Here is a 15,703-nt window from a genome sequence, read left to right as displayed (position 1 = left end):
ATGCTGCATCAGCAACCACTGCTGCCAGGGCAACACCCCGGCAGCAGTCGCGGTCAGAACTCGTAGCTGACGCTGGTGTAGTAGAACGCGCCCTGGGCGCCTTCCGGGCTGGTGATCGAATACTTCGGCACGCCATACAACTGCGCGCCTTCGGCTTCGTCGGGGTGGGTGTCGAACAGGTTGATCGCGCCGATCGAGACCTTCAACGCCTTGTCGAAGGTGTACGACAGGTCGAGGTCGGTGACCCATTGAGAGCTGTAAGTCTGGTCGAGATCCGGGTTGCTCGCGTTGCGGCTGGTCCATTCGCCGTAGCGGCGCTGGGAGACCGTCACGCCCCAGTTGTCGTACAGCCAGTTGGCGCTGAGCACCAGCTTGGTCTCCGGGGTGCCGTCCTCGATCAAGCCCTGGGTGGCACGGCCGACGATCTGATCACCGCGAATATTGCCGACATCGCGCAGTTGGGTGATCTCCGTGCGGTTCTTGGCGAAGCCGCTGCTCAGGTTGAGGCGGCCCCATTGCGCCAGGTCCAGTTGGTAGTTGCCGGTCAGCTCGATACCGTCGGTGCGGGTGTCGGCGACGTTGGTGTAGAACGCCGCGCTCTGGATGTTGGCGTAGGGCGTGCCAGCGAAGATCGGCGCGACCACCGAGGCCGGCAGTTGGTCGGAGAGGGTGATGCGGTTGTCGATGTTGATCCGGTACGCATCGACGGTCACCGAGGCGTTGGCCAGCGGCCGCCAGACCAGACCCAGAGAGTAGTTGGTCGACTCCTCGGGCTTCAGCGACTTGCCGCCGAGCAATGCCGCTTCCGGGCTGTTGGCGCGCAGGGTGCGTTGCTGTACTTCGACGAAGTTGCCGCTGCCCGGTGGCTGCTCGACTACCTGCACACTGAACGACGACAACCCGCTCTGCACCAGCGACGGCGCGCGATAGCCGGTGCTGGCAGTGGCCCGCGCGGCGATTTGCGGGGTGAAGTCGTAGCGCAGCGACAGCTTGCCGTTGGTGGTGTCGCCGAAGTCCGAGTAGTGCTCGCTGCGCAGCGCCACGCCGGCCTGGAATTTCTCGGTGACTTGGCCTTCGACGTCGACATAGGCGCCGAACACCCGGCGATCCAGGGAGGCGGCGTCGACCTGGGTGATACCCGAGTAGTAACCAGGAATCCGCCGCCCACTGAGTGGATCGACAGTATTGAACAGCGGACCGTTTTGCCAGCCCGCCGCTTCGCCGGCGCTCAGCTCGTAGTTTTCCTGGCGCCAGGCCAGGCCGGCGGACAGGGTCAGCGGCTTGAACAGCAGGTCGGTGGGGAAGTCACGCACCCAGTCCAGGGTCAGGTTGGTCTGGTCGGCGTCGCGGCGGCCGGTGTAGATGTTCTGCGGGCTGCTGGCGCCCCAGCTCGGGTTGATCGCGTTGCGGTCGTCGGAGTCGAGGCGGTTGTCGCCGTAGTTCAGCGCCAGGTCGAATTTGCCCAGTTGCTCGTCTTCCAGGCGCAGGCCACCGGTGGCCGCGTAGTCTTCGAGGGAGTAGCGGGTCACCGGCAAGCGGCCATCGGGGAAGCGCGCCAGGGCGTTGCTGCCGTAGTTGCTGCGCAGGGTCGTCGGTGGATCGAAGAAGCCTTCGGCGTCGGTGTTTTTGTGCGAATAGGTGGCGAAACCGTAGGCGGTCAGGCCTTCGCCGATGCCGATTTCGCTGTTGGCCACCAGGTTGTACTGGTCCGAGACATTGCCCGAGCCCCAGCGCCAGGTGCGGTAGCGGTTGTTCTGCTCCTTGGGCGTGTTGATGCTGGTGGAGCCGGGGTAGAAGATCCGATTGTCCGGGTTGGTGTCGCTGGCCGGGTCCTGGTTGCCGGCGTCGAAACTCAGGGTCAGGAAGCCGTCGTTGGGCAGGGTGAAACCTTTCCAGCCGCCGAGCTTGCGCTGCAGGCCGTCGCCCTTGTCGTAGCCGCCGAAGCGATAGCCGACGTTGCCGCCGTCGTCTTTTTCCTTGAGCACGATGTTGATCACCCCGGCGATGGCGTCGGAGCCGTACTGGGCGGCGGCGCCGTCGCGCAGGATTTCCACGCGCTGGATCGCGCTCAAGGGAATCAGGCTGAGGTCGACCGCCGCCGCGCCGCGGCCATTGACCAGGCCCTGGCGGGTGACGTTGGCACTGGTGTGGCGGCGCTTGCCGTTGACCAGCACCAGCACCTGGTCGGAGGCCAGGCCGCGCAGCGAAGCGCCCTGGGCGATGGAGCCAGAGAACGCGCCTTGGGGCGATTGCGGGTAACTGAAGGACGGCGACAGCGCCGTCAGCGCGGTGGACAGGTCGCTGGCGCCGGTGTCCAGCAATTGCTCGCTGGACAGCACATCCACCGGGGCCGCGCTTTGCAGGGCGGTGAGGTCGCTGCGGCGGGTGCCGAGCACGACCACGGTGTCGAGGGCATCTCCAGTGGCCCCGGCGGGGGCTGGCTGGGTGTCGGCGGCATAAATCGGCAGCGCAAGGCTGCCGATGACCAGCGCGACGGCGCTGGCCAGGGGAGTGTGGTGGAACATGAGCGGATTCCTTTCGGGTGCAGGCAAGGGCAAGGGCAAGGGCAAGGGATCAGAAGCGGCTGGTCACGCTGAGGCCGACGGTGCGCGGGTCGCCGTAGGTGATCACGTATTGGCCGAGGGTGCCGTTGGGCCGGCCGTGGACCTGGTAGCGGCGGTCGGTGACGTTGTTGACGAAGCCGGTGACGCTCAGTTGCTCATCCGGGCTGAACCAGGTCAGGCGGGTGTTGGCCAGGGTGTAGTGGGGCTGGCTCATGGTCTTGTCGACACTGCTCTGGCGGTCGGCGAGGAAGTATTCCTTGTCGCGGAAGGTCACGTCGCCACCGGCCACCAGCTTGCCGCCGATCTCCAGCGGGAAGGTGTAGTCGCCGCCCAGTGCGACCACATTGCGCGGCGAGCGCACGAAGCTGTTGCCGCTGTAGTCGCCGGTCACCGCGCCGGTGTTGGGGTTGGTGTTCTTGAAGTCGGTGTACTCGGTGTCGAGGAACGAGATCGCCGCGCGCAGGTGCAGGTAGTCGGTCGGCTGGCCTTCGAGTTCCAGCTCGGCGCCCTGGACCTTGCCCGAGGCACCGTTGGTCAAGGCGGTGGTCAGCACGCCGTTGTTGACCGTCAGTAGGTTCACCTGAATGTCCGAATAGTCGTAGTAGAAAATGTTCGCGTTGGCGGTCAGGCGGCGATCGAACCACTCCGACTTGAGGCCGATTTCATAGGCGTCGAGTTTCTCCGGATCGACCGTGGTCAGTTGCGCCAGGCTGGTGGACAGGCCGGTGTTGAAGCCGCCGGAGCGGAAGCCGTGGGCGTAACGGAAGAACACCCGCAGGTTGTCGTTGATCCGGTATTCCGGGGTCACGTCATAGGTCCAGGCTTCCCAGGTGTTGGCTTCCTGGCGATTACCGTTGGTGCCGACGCCGGGCAGCGGCACCAGTGGGCCGTTGGCGCTGGTGCGGGTTTGTTGCAGCAGGTCGAGGTCGATCTCCTTGCGTTCCTGGGTGTAGCGCAGGCCGCCGGTGACGGTGAAGTTGTCGGTGAAGTCGTAGGTCAGGTTGCCGAACAGCGCGTAGCTGTCGGTCTTGTGGTCGTAGTCGAGGTTGCGCACATCGGTCGCGCCGATCTGGTTCGAGCCGCTGCCGTTGGGCGTCGGGCCGGGCGTGATGAAACGCGAGGCGGCGCTGTCGAGGGTTTCGTGGAAGTAGTGGGCGCCGGCCAGCCAGCGCAGGGTTTCCTGCTGCGGCGAGGCCAGGCGAAACTCCTGGGAGTACTGGCTGTACTTGTTGTCGGCCTTGGCCGCGCCGTTGACTTCGTAGGGGGTGAAGTCGGCATCACTGGTGGACTGGCCGCGAATGTAGTCGTAGGCGCTGATCGAGGTCAGGGTGTAGTCGCCCAGGTTCCAGTTGAAGGTCAGCGAGGTGCCGTCGTGGTCGAGCTTGGCATCTTCCTTGACGTTGAGTTCGATGTCGCGCCCGTTCGGCCGTTGGTAGCCGACGTTGTAGTAGCGGCCCACCGGCAGCGAGCCGTTGCTGCCGTCGCCATTGTGCTGGCGGGCGTGGATTTTCAGCAGCGCTTCGAGATCGGGGTTGAGCTGGGCGAGGAACTGCACGCGCACGGCTTTCTTGTTGACGTCGCCGTAGGTGTGGCCATCGGTGAGGTTATCGGCAAAGCCGTCACGCTCCTCGGAATACAGCGCCACCCGTGCGGCCAGGCGTTCGTCCACCAGTACGCCCCCCAGCGCGCCGCTGACGATGCGTTCGTCCTTGCTGCCGACACCGACGGTGCCGTAGCCATTGGTAGGGGCATCGAGGCTCGGTTTATTGGAGATGATGTTCACTGCGCCAGCGGTGGTGTTCTTGCCGTACAGCGTGCCTTGCGGGCCGCGCAGGATCTCGATGCGTTCCAGGTCATACAGCGGGCCGCCGCCGGCGATCGGTGCGTTGAGGTAGACGTCATCGGAATAGATACCCACCGGGTAGACGGTGGCGGCGCCGGTATCGCCGGTGCCGAGGCCACGAATGTACCAGCGCGGTCGACCGTCGCCGTCCGGGTTTTTCGCCGAGGCGTTGGGCACGAAGGTGGTGATGTCACCCATGGCGCGCACGCCGTCGGTGGTGAGGTTAGTGCCCTGGATCGCCGACACCGCCACCGGAATTTCCTGCAGGGTTTCTTCGCGGTGCTGCGCGGTGACGGTGACGGTTTTCAGCGCGGGTTCGGTGCTGCTCGGCGACGCCTGGTTATCGGTGGTGTCGGCCGCCAGTGCGACCTCGCTGGCGGTGCCCCCTGCCAGCAGCAACGCGAGCCAGATGCCCTTGGTGATTGGATTCAGTGTGTGCATGGTTTTACTCCCCCGGAAAAGATTCATTGAGAGGGGTAGAGCAGAGATCGTGCCAAGGCTTGTTAGTTGTTTTAACGTGTTGAAATATATGAATTTATTTGATTTTTTAAGCGTGGGTTTCAGTGCCGGGCAGTGGCCAGTTGAAGGGGTTGTCGAGTATTCAGCAATGGCTGCTGTGGAGGTGCTGCTGGAGCAGCAGTTTGGGTGCAGTGGATTCCCTGTAGGAGCGAGCCTGCTCGCGATGGGCTGTATCAGAAAACTAATAGATTGAATGTGCCGGCCTCATCGCTAGCAGGCTCCCACATGAGCTGTGTTGCTCTTAATTCCTGAACTGCGCAGAACCTGTAGGAGCTAGCCTGCTAGCGATCGCGGTCTTTTTGTGTACATATCCATTCCTGCGGTAACGGCCACCTATGGTTTCGCCCTTACGGCGAGGCACTTTTGTCAAACGCCCGGAATGCCGGCCCAGCCAAAAGTACCCAAAAAGGCTTGCCCCAGCGTCCGGCCCCTCGCTTAGGCTCGGGGTACCTTCGCTCCGGTATCCATCCGTGGGTCATCGCCTCCGGTTGGCTTCGCTGGCACCTCCTCTCGATGACTGCGGCTGCGCCGCAGCGCGCTACGCGCTCCCCCGGATGAATACCTCCGCTCAGCCTCCCGACGGGGCCGGTGAATCAAAATCAAAAGCACCCGAGGCGGCCTACCGGCCGGCCTATTCAGGAAAGCCGGCGCAGCTCAAAAACTTGTGGGAGCCAGCCTGCTGGCGATGAAGTCGATGCGGTGTTGCTGAAAAGGCCCATTGCTGCGAAGCGTCGGCCCGACAACTGCAGCCGCCGCTCCTCAAACCGCCAGCCGCGAAGTCGAGCCGATGACTTTCTCCAGCACACTGAAATCGATCCAGTCACGCACATCGAAGCGCCGCGGGATGAAATTCCAGCGGTGGAGGAAGTCGGTGAAATCCTGCAATGCGCAGATGGAGCGGGCATCCAGGGTGGTGCGCAGGCGGCGATGAGCGTCTTCGCCATAGGCGGCCGCGACCCAATATTCGCTGGTGTTCAACTCGCGGGCAAGAAAGCGCCGGGTCTCGTCGGGGTTGGCCCAGGCCCACTGTTCGGTGCGCAGCACGGTGTCGACAATCGTCACGCTGGCATCGAAATGCTCGTGCAACAGGTGGGTGTCGAGGGTCAGGGTGCGCGGCGTGCCGTTGTTCGAGCGGATCAGCGGATCAGGGTGGGAGCCGGTATCAATCACCACCCGCAGGCCGAACTCGTCGGCCAGGTGCACGGCGTGGGCGCCTTTGAGGAAGATCGCGTCGATGTCGCCGCGCAGCAGGCCGATCAACTCATTGTTGCGACGGCTGAAACGGCTGGTGCCGAGGCTGACTTCCGAGCCGTAGACATGCTGCTTCTGGTCGTCGCTGTAGGTGCCGCCGTAGGGGTAGTCCACCAGCTCGACATCACTGACGTCGAGGCCTTCGAGCTTGAGCGCATTTTCCAGGCCGCGCAGGGCCTGGGCGCGGGTGAAATCGATCTGCACGTTGGCCCATTTCGGAATGCCGAAGCGTCGGTTCTTCAGGTCACGCACGGTCTTGATCCCGCTTTCGGCGGTGGTCAGGATCAGTTGCACTTCGTCGCTCCAGGACAAGCCGACGACCCGGGTCTGCACGCCGCTGGCGTAGGCCCAGATCGCGGGAATATTGCCGCCGTGGCGCACTGAGTTCTTCAGGTGATGGTCATAGTGCGCTTCACGAACTTCCCGTTCGCTGGATTCACGCAAGGATTGGATGTTAGTGCCAAACGGCAGGAACGCCTCGGCCAGGCGGCCGGATTGCACGGCAATGCCGAGGCCGGTGGGGACTGGGCTGTGGGTGTACCAAAGGGTATCGAGTGGTTTGCTCATGGGGATTCTTCGGTTGAATGGGTTGAGCCTGAATGGGCTGACACGGGCCTTGTAGGCGCTGGCAAGCCAGCTCCTACAGGGGGGGGCGTTATCCGGCCAGCGCCCGGTCCAATGCCGCCAACGGCCGCGGATCGATCCACTCACGCACGTCGAACGTCTTGGGAATGAAGCGCCAGCGGTGCAGGAAGTGGGTGAAATCCTGCAGGGCGCCGATGGCCTGTTCGTCGAGGGCGGTGCGCAGGCGCAGGTGGGCGTCGTCGCCGTAGGCGCTGCTGACCCAGTACTCGCTGCTGTTGGTTTCCCGCGCCAGGTAGCGGCGGGTCTCGTCCGGGTGGGTGTGGGCCCATTGCTCGGCGCGCAGCACTGAATCGAGAATGCCGCTGGCGACGTCGAAATGCTGCTCCAGCAAATGCAGGTCGACCGCCAGGGTGCGCGGCGTGCCGTTGTTGCTGCGGATCAGCGGATCGGCATGGGCGCCGGTGTCGATCACTGTGCGCAAGCCGAAATCATGGGCATATTGCGCGGCGCTGGCCCCCTTGAGGAAGATCGCGTCGACCTCGCCGCGCAGCAGGCCGATCAATTCCAGGTTGCGCCCTTCGACCCGCTGCTGGCTGACCGGCGTGCCATTCACCGTCTGCACCTGACCGTCGCTGAAGGTGCCGCCGTAGCGGAAGTTCACCAGTTGCAGGTCGCCCACTTGCAGACCCTCCAGCTTCAAGGCGTTTTCCAGGCCGCGCAGGGCCTGGGCGCGGGTGAAGTCGATCTGTGCGCCGGCCCAGTCCGGCAGGCCGAAGGTACGGCCCTTGAGGTCCTTGACGCGGTGGATGCCGCTGTCGGGGCGGGTCAGGATCAACTGGCTTTCATCCGCCCAGGATAGGCCGATGACTCGGGTTTCCCGGCCCTGGGCGCGGGCCCAGATCGCCGGGATGCTGCCGCCGTGGCGCACCGAGTTGCGCAGCGTGTGGTCGAAGTGCGATTCGCGCACCGCTTTATCGCTGGACTCGCGCAGCGACTGCACGCCGGTGCCAAGGGCGCCGACCGCGTCCTGCAACCAGCCTTTTTGCACGGCGATGCCAAGCCCGGTCGGCACCGGGCAACGGGTGTACCAGAGGGTGTCGAGTGTTTGGCTCATGAAGCTTTCTCCATCAGTGTGTCCTTGCGGTCAGCGGCGGGGCGCTGGTGCACCAGAGGCAGGACTTCCTGACCGATGCGCAGGGCCTCTTCCAGGTGCGGGTTACCGGCGAGGATGAAGGTCGAGAAGCCAGCGTCGCGGTATTCCACCAGGCGCTCGGCGATGTTCTGGTGACTGCCCACCAGGCCCACGGTCGGGCCCGGCTTGGCCTTGGCAAAACCGGCCCAGAGGTTGGGGCCGATGATCAGGTCATCAAAGCGATCGACGTTCTGGTGATAGGCGGTTTGCCGCGCGCCCCCGACCGAGTCCGAACCGCTGGTGAAGTTTTTCGCGACCACACTGCTCTGGCCCTCGAGCTTGTCGAACTGGCGACGCAAATCGGCCCAGGCCTGCTCTTCGGTCTCCCGGGCGAACAGATCGACGCGCAGCCCGAAGCGCACCGTGCGCCCTTGTTTATCGGCCAACTCGCGCACTCGCTCGATGTGCGGCTTGAGTTTGTCGATCGGCTCGGCCCAGTTCAGGTAGACGTCGGCATGTTTGGCGGCAACGTCCAGCGCGGCATCGGAGAAACCGGAGAAATACACCCCTGGTTTGCGCTCGTTGTGCAGGCCGTGGGGCAGGGCGCCGTTTTCCAGTTGGTAGATATCGCCCTCGTAGGAGAAACGATCGTTGCGCCACAGGCCGTCGATGATGTCGAGGAATTCGCCGGTGCGCTTGTAGCGCAGGTCATGTTCGAGGAAGTCGCCGTTGGCGCGCTGGCTGGCTGGGTTGCCGCCGGTGATGATGTTCCAGTCCAGGCGTCCACGGCTAAGGTGCTGGAGGATCGCCGCCTGTTGTGCGGCGTAGGCCGGCAGGGTCCAGGTCGCCTGGAAGGCGATCAGAAACTTGATGCGCCGGGTCTCCCGGGCCAGGGCGGCGGCGACCATCCACGGCTCGGGGCCGGTGGGCAGCAGAGCGCCTTCAAAGCCCGCCAGCTCGGCGGCCTTGGCCACCTGGGCGATGTAGTCGATGTAGGTGAAGTCGTCCGGCTCACCATTGGCCAGGCGTCCCGGCGCAATATGCCCCGGGCGGTACTGTGGATTGCCGCGATTGTGTTTGTCGGTGGTCAACTGTGGGCCGTCGGTGCCCAGCGGCAGACGCCAGAAAAATTCCGTGGTCATGGCTGCTCCTGATTCGCTATTACCGTGTGCCGCATCGCTGCGCGCACGCCTTGCGAAAGGAGAGTGCAACGGCCATGCCATGCGCCGTGGAGGCTCTATTACGGGTTTCAGCGCCGCTGCGGACGGGGCACTGCGTCTGTAGCAGCACCTCGTCAGCAGTGGTTGTTGGCGCTGCAACAGGCTCAGGCAGTGGCGACAGCCTGATCCTCGCTGGCGGCGCTGCGCAGGTAGGTCTGGTACAGCGCGGCATAGGCACCGCCCTGGTCGATCAGTTGCGTGTGCGGCCCTTGCTCCACCAGGCGTCCGCGCTGAATCACCGCTATGCGATCAGCGTCGCGGATGGTCGCCAGGCGGTGGGCGATGATGATTGCCGTGCGGCCCTGGCACAGGCGGCGGAACGCGCGCTGGATGCGCCGCTCGGTGTGGATGTCGACCGCCGAGGTGGCTTCATCGAGGACCAGCACCGCCGGATCGGCAAGATAGGCGCGGACCAGGCACACCAGTTGCCGCTGGCCATGACTGAGGTGTCCGCCCAGCGGCCCGACCTCGGTGCGGTACTGATGGGGCAAGCGTTCCAGCACCTCATCGGCCCCCAATTCGCGGGCGGCGGCGATCAAGCGTGCATCGTCGGCCTCCGGCGCGGCGAGGCGCAGGTTGTCGAGGATCGAGCCGCTGAACAGCACGTTGTCCTGCAGCACCACGCCGACATTGCGCCGCAGATCACGCTGGCTCAGATCGCGCACGTCGATGCCATCGAGCTTCACCGCCCCGGATTGCGCCTCGTAGAACCGCGTGAGCAACTGCACCAGGGTGCTCTTGCCGTGGCCGGACGGACCGACAATCGCCAGCACTTCGCCGGAAATGATCTGCAGATCCAGGTGATCGATCACCGGCGTCGGGCTGTGCGGGTCATAGGCGAATCGCACCTGCTCGAAACTCACCGCACCCCGGGCCCGGCCCAGGGCTTGCGGGGTGGGGCTGTCATTGATTTGCGGCTGGGTGTCGAGCAGCAGGAAGATCCGCTGCGCCGAGGCCGAGCCGGTGGCGTAGCGTTCGAACAGGTCCGAGAGTTCCTGCAGCGGGCCGAGGAACAGGAACACGTAGAACAGGCTTTCGGCGATCTGTCCCACCGTGACGTCGGCCTGCGCCAGTCCATAGCCACCGACCAGCAACAGCACCGCCATGCCGGCGGAACTGAGCAGCGCGGTGAAGGGCGCGAACCAGCTGGAACGCAGGCTGCCGCGAATCAGCGCCTGGTTGAAGTCCTCCAGCAGTCGGCGGTAGCGCTTGAGGTTGGGCGCTTCCTGGGCGCATTGCTGGAGCATTCGCGCACCGCTGACGCTTTCCACCAGGTGGGCGGTGAAACGGCTGCGGTTCTCCGCGACCTTGGCCCAGTTGCGCTGGGAAATTCGCTTGAAACTCCAGGTCGCCAGCGCCAGCAAGGGCACCGTAGCTGCCAGGCTGAGGAAGAAACGCGGGTCGATGCGCCACAGCATCACGGCTGCCAGCCCGCAGCGCAGCAGCGCTCCAAGCAGTTCCGGTGGGCCCTGGATCAGCAGCGGTTCGAGGCTGTCGACGTCGCGGTCGGCACGGGAAATGATCCGTCCTGCGCGGGTTTTGTCGAAGTAGCTGACGCTCAGGCTTTGCACGTGGGCAAACACTCGCACCCGCAGTGCGTTGAGCACGCGGATCGCGGCACTGCCGGCGATGAACTGCGAGACTCCCGCCAGCAGGAAACGCCCCAGCCAACTGGCCGCCAGCCCGAGGCCGAGCCACAGCACCAGGCGCTCGTCGAGCAGCCAGTGATCGGCTTCGGCCACCAGCCCTCGGTCGAGCAGTTCGCGGACGAACCAGGGTCGCAGGAACACGGTGAACACCAGCAGCAGCTCGATGCCGATCACCGCGACGATCGACCCGCGAATCGGCCGCAGCAACGGCAACAGACGCTTGAACATGCTGCGGTCGAGGGCTTTTTTCGCGAGCATTTCTTCGATTTCAATATCGCTCAAGGCTTTGCCGGCGATTGGATTAGCCATGGTCGATCCCTAGCAGTTCGCGGTAGTCGGGGTGGGTGCGCAGCAGTTCGGCGTGGCGACCGCTGGCGCTGATGCGGCCGTCCTTGAGCAGCAGCACGCGGTCGGCGAGGAGGATGGTCGAGAGTTTGCTGGAGATCAGCAGCACGCTGGTCGCCCGGCCCTGGTCGCGGCGTAGCTGGCGCAGGTTGTCCAGCACCCGGCGCTCGCTGATGGCGTCGAGGGCGCTGGTGGCGTCGTCCAGGCAGAGGATGTCCGGCTCGCCGAGCAGCGCCCGGGCCAGGCTCAGGCGCTGGCGCTGGCCGCCGGAGAGGGTCACGCCACGGTCACCCAGCGGCGTGTCGAGGCCCTGGGGCAGGCGCTCCAGCACGTCTTCGGCAGCGGCCAGGCGCAGGCCCTGGCGCAGTTGCTCGTCGCTGGCGCCGGGCGCGGTGAGGCGCAGGTTGGCGGCCAGGGTGTCGGAGAACAGGAAACTCTCCTGGGGCACCACGTGCACCCGGCGGCGCAATTGGCCCAGGTCGAGGTCGCGGATGTCCTGCCAGCCGGCGCTGTCGGAACCCAGCAGCAGGCGGCCGCCGCTGACTTCGGTAAGACGCGGCAGCAGGCTGGCCAGCAGGCTTTTGCCGGTGCCGGTAGCGCCTACCAGGGCGACGATTTCACCAGGTTGCAAGGTCAGTGAGCAGTCTTCGAGAATTGCCCGACCGCCGCCCGGGGCGCTGACGCTGACCTGCTCCAGCTTGAGTCCCAGCGGGGTGTCGGGTAGCCGAGCCTGGGCACTGCGGATGGCCGCCGGCTCATCCAGCAGGTGCCAGATGCGTTCGGCGCTGGAGCGCGCGTCGGCAAAGGTCTGCATCACCCGGCCGATGCCTTCGATGCGAAACACCAGGGTCGTGGCGATGAGCAGCGAGGTCACCAGTTCGCCGATGCCCAATTGCCCGTTGGCGACCAGATGGGCGCCGTAGATCAGGATCCACACATGGCCGAGGGCGACCACCGCCTGCGGCAGCGGGATGCGTGAACTGGAGTAGGCGAGGGCGGCGCGCGCGTGGTCGGCGAACACCGCCACCTGCGCGGCAAAGCGCTGAATGCGGCTGTGCTCGAGGCTGAATGACTTGATCACCCGCACGCCGCCGATGCCTTCGCTGAGGTCCTGGTTGACCCGGTCGTAGGCGGCGCCGACGGCCCGATCAAGGCTGACCAGGCGTTCGGTCTGGCGCACGAAAATCCACAGGCCGAGCACCGTCAGCAGCAACGGCACCAGCCCCAGTAGCGGGTGGTACCAGCCCAGCAGGCCGACGGTGGCGAGCACCACCAGCGGGGTTTCCACCAGTTGGCGCCAGAAGCTGATCAGCGCGTCGCGGACCTTGTCGGCATCGCGGGTGGTGCGGGTGATCATCTCGCCCATGCCGTGTTGCCAGTGATAACCCAGGTGCAGGTGCTGCACCTGCTGCAGGATGCGTTCGCGCAGGCGGGTCAGCAGTTCCTGGCTGAGCACCAGCGACAACACGCTGGCAGCGTATTGCAGTACGCCACGGCCCAGCGCCACGGCGAGCATCAGCCACAGCCAGTACCAGCCGAGGCCGGCATCCAGACTGCCGTCAGCCTGGCGCACCACGGCGCGGCCGGCACTGACGTCGTTGACCGCATGGCCGATCAGCCATTGCTGCCAGACCAGCCCTAGGTTGATCGCTATATACAGCGCCGCCACCAGGGCAAAGCGCCAGGGCATCTCCCGGTAGATCGCCAGGCAGCGCAGAAGGGGGTGTTTTTCAATCATTGAAGGACTCGGTTGGGGGATGGGGGAGGCGATTCACATCGACAATCTGCGGGTGCCCCGAATGTTGTGGCTGACCCAGGTCTCTGTAGGAGCTGGCTTGTCGGGACGCCGCATCGCAGCGAAGCTTCTGGCGTTTTCAAGGACGCCTTCGCCGGCAAGCCGGCTCCTACAGGGTCAGGTGTCACCGAGGTGGTTCTGGTACGCCGTCAGCCCCGAGTTGCCCCCTGTTTTTCCTTGGCATTGAGAATCGCCGTGTACTCCCCCGGGTCCACATCATTGAGGTAATAGTTGCCGACGTGATGCAGGCGCCAGCGGATCGGGTCGTGGGTGGTGTGCACCCGGGCGTTGCGCCAGAAGCGGTCGAGGTTCCATTTGCTCAGGGAGGAACTGGCACCGAGCAGGGAAAAAATATCGCTGGAGATCTTCAACGAGGCGCCGTCTGAGTGGGCTCGGGCAGTGGCCACCGAAAGAATCAATTCGTCCTGCAGCGCCTTGTTGTCCGGGTCCAGCTCATGCTGGTCAAACACCCGTGCGGCGTCGCGCAACAGCGACTCGGCCGCCCGCAGCGCCACCGCGTATTCGCCAATTTGCTTGATGATGTGCGGTTCCTCATTGGCGCGCTCGACACCGCTTTCCACCCAGGGCCGGGCGTGCTGCTTGAGGTAGTCGACCGCCGCTCCCAGCGCGCCGGCGGCGATGCCGGTGTCGATGGCGGCATGGAGAATCTGCGGGAAGGTCAGGCCGGTGCGTTTCATCGGTCCTTTACGCTGGGAGACGAAACGCTCGTCGAGCTCAATGTTGTCGAAAATCACCGTGCCGCTGACCGAGTTGTTCTGCCCGAACGCCTCCCAGTCGTCCACCAGGGTCAGGCCCGGGGTGTTGCGATTGAGCAGCACCCCGGCACCGCCATCATCGGACGCAGCGGTCAGGGAAATCCATTCGGCCAGGTACGAACCGGTGGAGTAGAACTTGCTGCCATTGAGGATCAGCTTGCCGTCGGCGCGACGTTCGACCCGGGTCTTCAGGGCGAACTTATTCTTGCCGCCGACCTCCGCCAGGGCGTTGCCGAAACGCTTGCCGGCCAGCACATCGCCGATCAGTTGGTCACGCACCTCGTCCGGGTAGCCGCTGAAAATTCCCCGCAGCATCACGTTGTGGATCTGCAGCAACTGGCCTACGCCGCCATCGGCCACCGAGATCAGGCGCACGGTTTCGACGATGGTCTGTACCGACGCACCGAGGCCGCCGAAGGCCTTGGGCACGCCGATGGCGGTCAGGCCGCTCTCCGACAACAGCTGCGCCTGACGCCGAGGCAGTTGGTGGTTGTGCCTGGGGTCGGCGGCAATCTCGGCGATCTCCAGGGCAATCTCGCGGGCGGCGGCAATGGCTTCCTCCTCGCTGCGCAGCACACGGACGGGATGGGCGGGAAGGTGTTCAAGGGTGCTCATGGTGCTACCTCGGAAAAGGACAATCGGGCCGGGCGCGGGTCTGCGGCGCACCGGGGGTGAAGGGGTCTTGAGCAAGGAGTGCGCCAAGGTCGGCGAGGCCAGGCCGGGCGCGGGGTTGGGCGGGGTGTCGGGGCACGGGCTGCTGCTGGGGCAGCAATGCGCGGTGCTGTATTGCTGGGCCAGCAGCAGCGCCTGCGCAAAGCTGCTGGCAGGTCAGCAATTGTCCGCGGGCGATTTTCGGGTGCGCCGCTGCAGGCCCCGTAATCCCTGGCTTTGCGCGGTTGGCACGGGCGCTGCAATGGGCTTGGCAACTGTCTTGCCCAACCCGCTGGAGCTGCCCATGACGCTTGCTGCCCAAACCACCCAACCGCTTGTCGAAGCTGAACTCGAGCGGATCTGGTTCACCCGTTGCCCGGTGCCGACCGCTTCCGGCATCGCCTACAAACTCGGCTGGCTGGCGGACGAATTCGCCGCCGATGGCCTGCCGGTCTCGACCCTGCAGGAGGCCCGGCAATTGGGTCACCACCATTACGATCACCAGTTGCCCGGGCTGTTTCGCGAGGGCGGAAATGTGCCGGCCCTGGCAGCCCGCGCCGCCGGTGCGCCGAGCCGTTTGATTGGCCTGACCTGGATCGAGGAGTGGCAAACCATCCTCGTGCGTCCGGACTCCGGCATCCGCAGCGCCGCCGACCTGAAGGGCAAGCGCCTGGCGTTGCCGGCCTGGGGCGACAGTCGTCCTGGGAGCATCGCCCGAGCCATGAGTCTGCACGGCTACAAGGGCGCCTTGAGCCTGGCCGGGTTGGGGTTCGACGACGTGCAACTGGTGGAAGTGGCGTTGCAGGACCAGCAGGCGGCGAATAATCCCAACGAAGGTTTGCAGCGCCTGTGGTCGGGCCTGGATTACCTGGTGCGCGGCGAAGTCGATGCGGTCTACGTCAAGGGCGCTTCCGCCGCCGACGCCGCGCGGCGCCTGGGCCTGGTGGTGGGCATCGACCTGGACCTGATCGAAGACCCGCGCTATCGGGTCAATAACGGCACGCCACGGCCGATCACCGTGCACCAGAGCCTGCTCGACAATCACTTCGACCTGGTGGTGCGCTTCCTCGCGCAAACCCTCGGTGCCGCTGACTGGGCCGCGAACAACCGCGAGGCGCTGAACCAGATCCTTGAAGAAGAAACCCGCGCCGGCAGCGCTGGTGTCGCCGAGGCCTATCGCGGCGATTTCCACACCACCCTGGCGCCGGACCTGTCGGCGCAGCGCCTGGAATTTCTCGGCATCCAGAAAGATTTCCTCTACCTGCACGGCTTCCTCGAAGGCGATTTCAACATCGCCGACTGGGTCGACCCGCGCCCATTGCAAGCCGCCCATGAACTGTTGGCCAAGCGCCGCGCCTGAACCTGGAGAACCC

At 65.1% G+C, this 15,703-nt stretch carries 10 protein-coding genes; 2 read left to right on the top strand and 8 right to left on the bottom strand.

Features of this window, described 5'->3' with window-relative positions:
• Window positions 1-53: 53 nt before the first annotated feature.
• Both KW062_RS18040 and KW062_RS18035 read right to left on the bottom strand, forming a co-directional pair.
• Window positions 54-2,525 (bottom strand): TonB-dependent receptor plug domain-containing protein, encoded by a 2,472-nt coding sequence (locus tag KW062_RS18040; protein ID WP_027616268.1) that lies wholly within the window; start codon window positions 2,523-2,525, stop codon window positions 54-56.
• A 49-nt stretch (window positions 2,526-2,574) separates the two neighbouring features.
• A complete protein-coding gene (locus KW062_RS18035; RefSeq protein WP_027616269.1) occupies window positions 2,575-4,848 on the bottom strand; it encodes a TonB-dependent receptor in 2,274 nt (757 codons plus the stop codon).
• Window positions 4,849-4,936: 88 nt separating this feature from the next.
• Between KW062_RS18035 and KW062_RS18030 the strand changes: the two genes are divergently transcribed.
• Window positions 4,937-5,119, top strand: coding sequence for a hypothetical protein (locus tag KW062_RS18030; protein WP_146118216.1), 183 nt, complete (start codon window positions 4,937-4,939; stop codon window positions 5,117-5,119).
• A gap of 566 nt (window positions 5,120-5,685) precedes the next feature.
• Here the strand turns inward: KW062_RS18030 and KW062_RS18025 are convergent.
• The 6 genes from KW062_RS18025 to KW062_RS18000 form a co-directional block, all read right to left on the bottom strand.
• A complete protein-coding gene (locus KW062_RS18025; RefSeq protein ID WP_105754639.1) occupies window positions 5,686-6,744 on the bottom strand; it encodes an ABC transporter substrate-binding protein in 1,059 nt (352 codons plus the stop codon).
• A gap of 88 nt (window positions 6,745-6,832) precedes the next feature.
• On the bottom strand, window positions 6,833-7,876 hold the full coding sequence (locus KW062_RS18020) for an ABC transporter substrate-binding protein (protein ID WP_105754638.1): 1,044 nt from the start codon (window positions 7,874-7,876) through the stop codon (window positions 6,833-6,835).
• Entirely contained in the window at window positions 7,873-9,036 is a 1,164-nt protein-coding gene (locus KW062_RS18015; RefSeq protein ID WP_027616273.1) for an LLM class flavin-dependent oxidoreductase, read from the bottom strand. Before KW062_RS18015 ends, KW062_RS18020 begins: the two co-directional genes overlap by 4 nt.
• A gap of 182 nt (window positions 9,037-9,218) precedes the next feature.
• The gene (locus tag KW062_RS18010; RefSeq protein WP_105754637.1) at window positions 9,219-11,072 is read right to left on the bottom strand and encodes an ABC transporter ATP-binding protein; all 1,854 of its coding nucleotides are present in this window, start codon (window positions 11,070-11,072) and stop codon (window positions 9,219-9,221) included.
• Window positions 11,065-12,846, bottom strand: coding sequence for an ABC transporter ATP-binding protein (locus tag KW062_RS18005; protein WP_105754636.1), 1,782 nt, complete (start codon window positions 12,844-12,846; stop codon window positions 11,065-11,067). Before KW062_RS18005 ends, KW062_RS18010 begins: the two co-directional genes overlap by 8 nt.
• Before the next feature lie 206 nt (window positions 12,847-13,052).
• A complete protein-coding gene (locus tag KW062_RS18000; protein ID WP_105754635.1) occupies window positions 13,053-14,294 on the bottom strand; it encodes an acyl-CoA dehydrogenase family protein in 1,242 nt (413 codons plus the stop codon).
• A gap of 340 nt (window positions 14,295-14,634) precedes the next feature.
• On the opposite strand from KW062_RS18000, the gene KW062_RS17995 reads away from it, so the two are divergent.
• Window positions 14,635-15,690 (top strand): ABC transporter substrate-binding protein, encoded by a 1,056-nt coding sequence (locus tag KW062_RS17995; RefSeq protein ID WP_027616277.1) that lies wholly within the window; start codon window positions 14,635-14,637, stop codon window positions 15,688-15,690.
• Window positions 15,691-15,703: the final 13 nt, after the last annotated feature.

Source organism: Pseudomonas fluorescens, from assembly GCF_019212185.1.
In the GTDB taxonomy this organism is placed as follows: Bacteria; Pseudomonadota; Gammaproteobacteria; order Pseudomonadales; family Pseudomonadaceae; genus Aquipseudomonas.
This window is presented reverse-complemented; position numbering and strand designations above follow the sequence as displayed.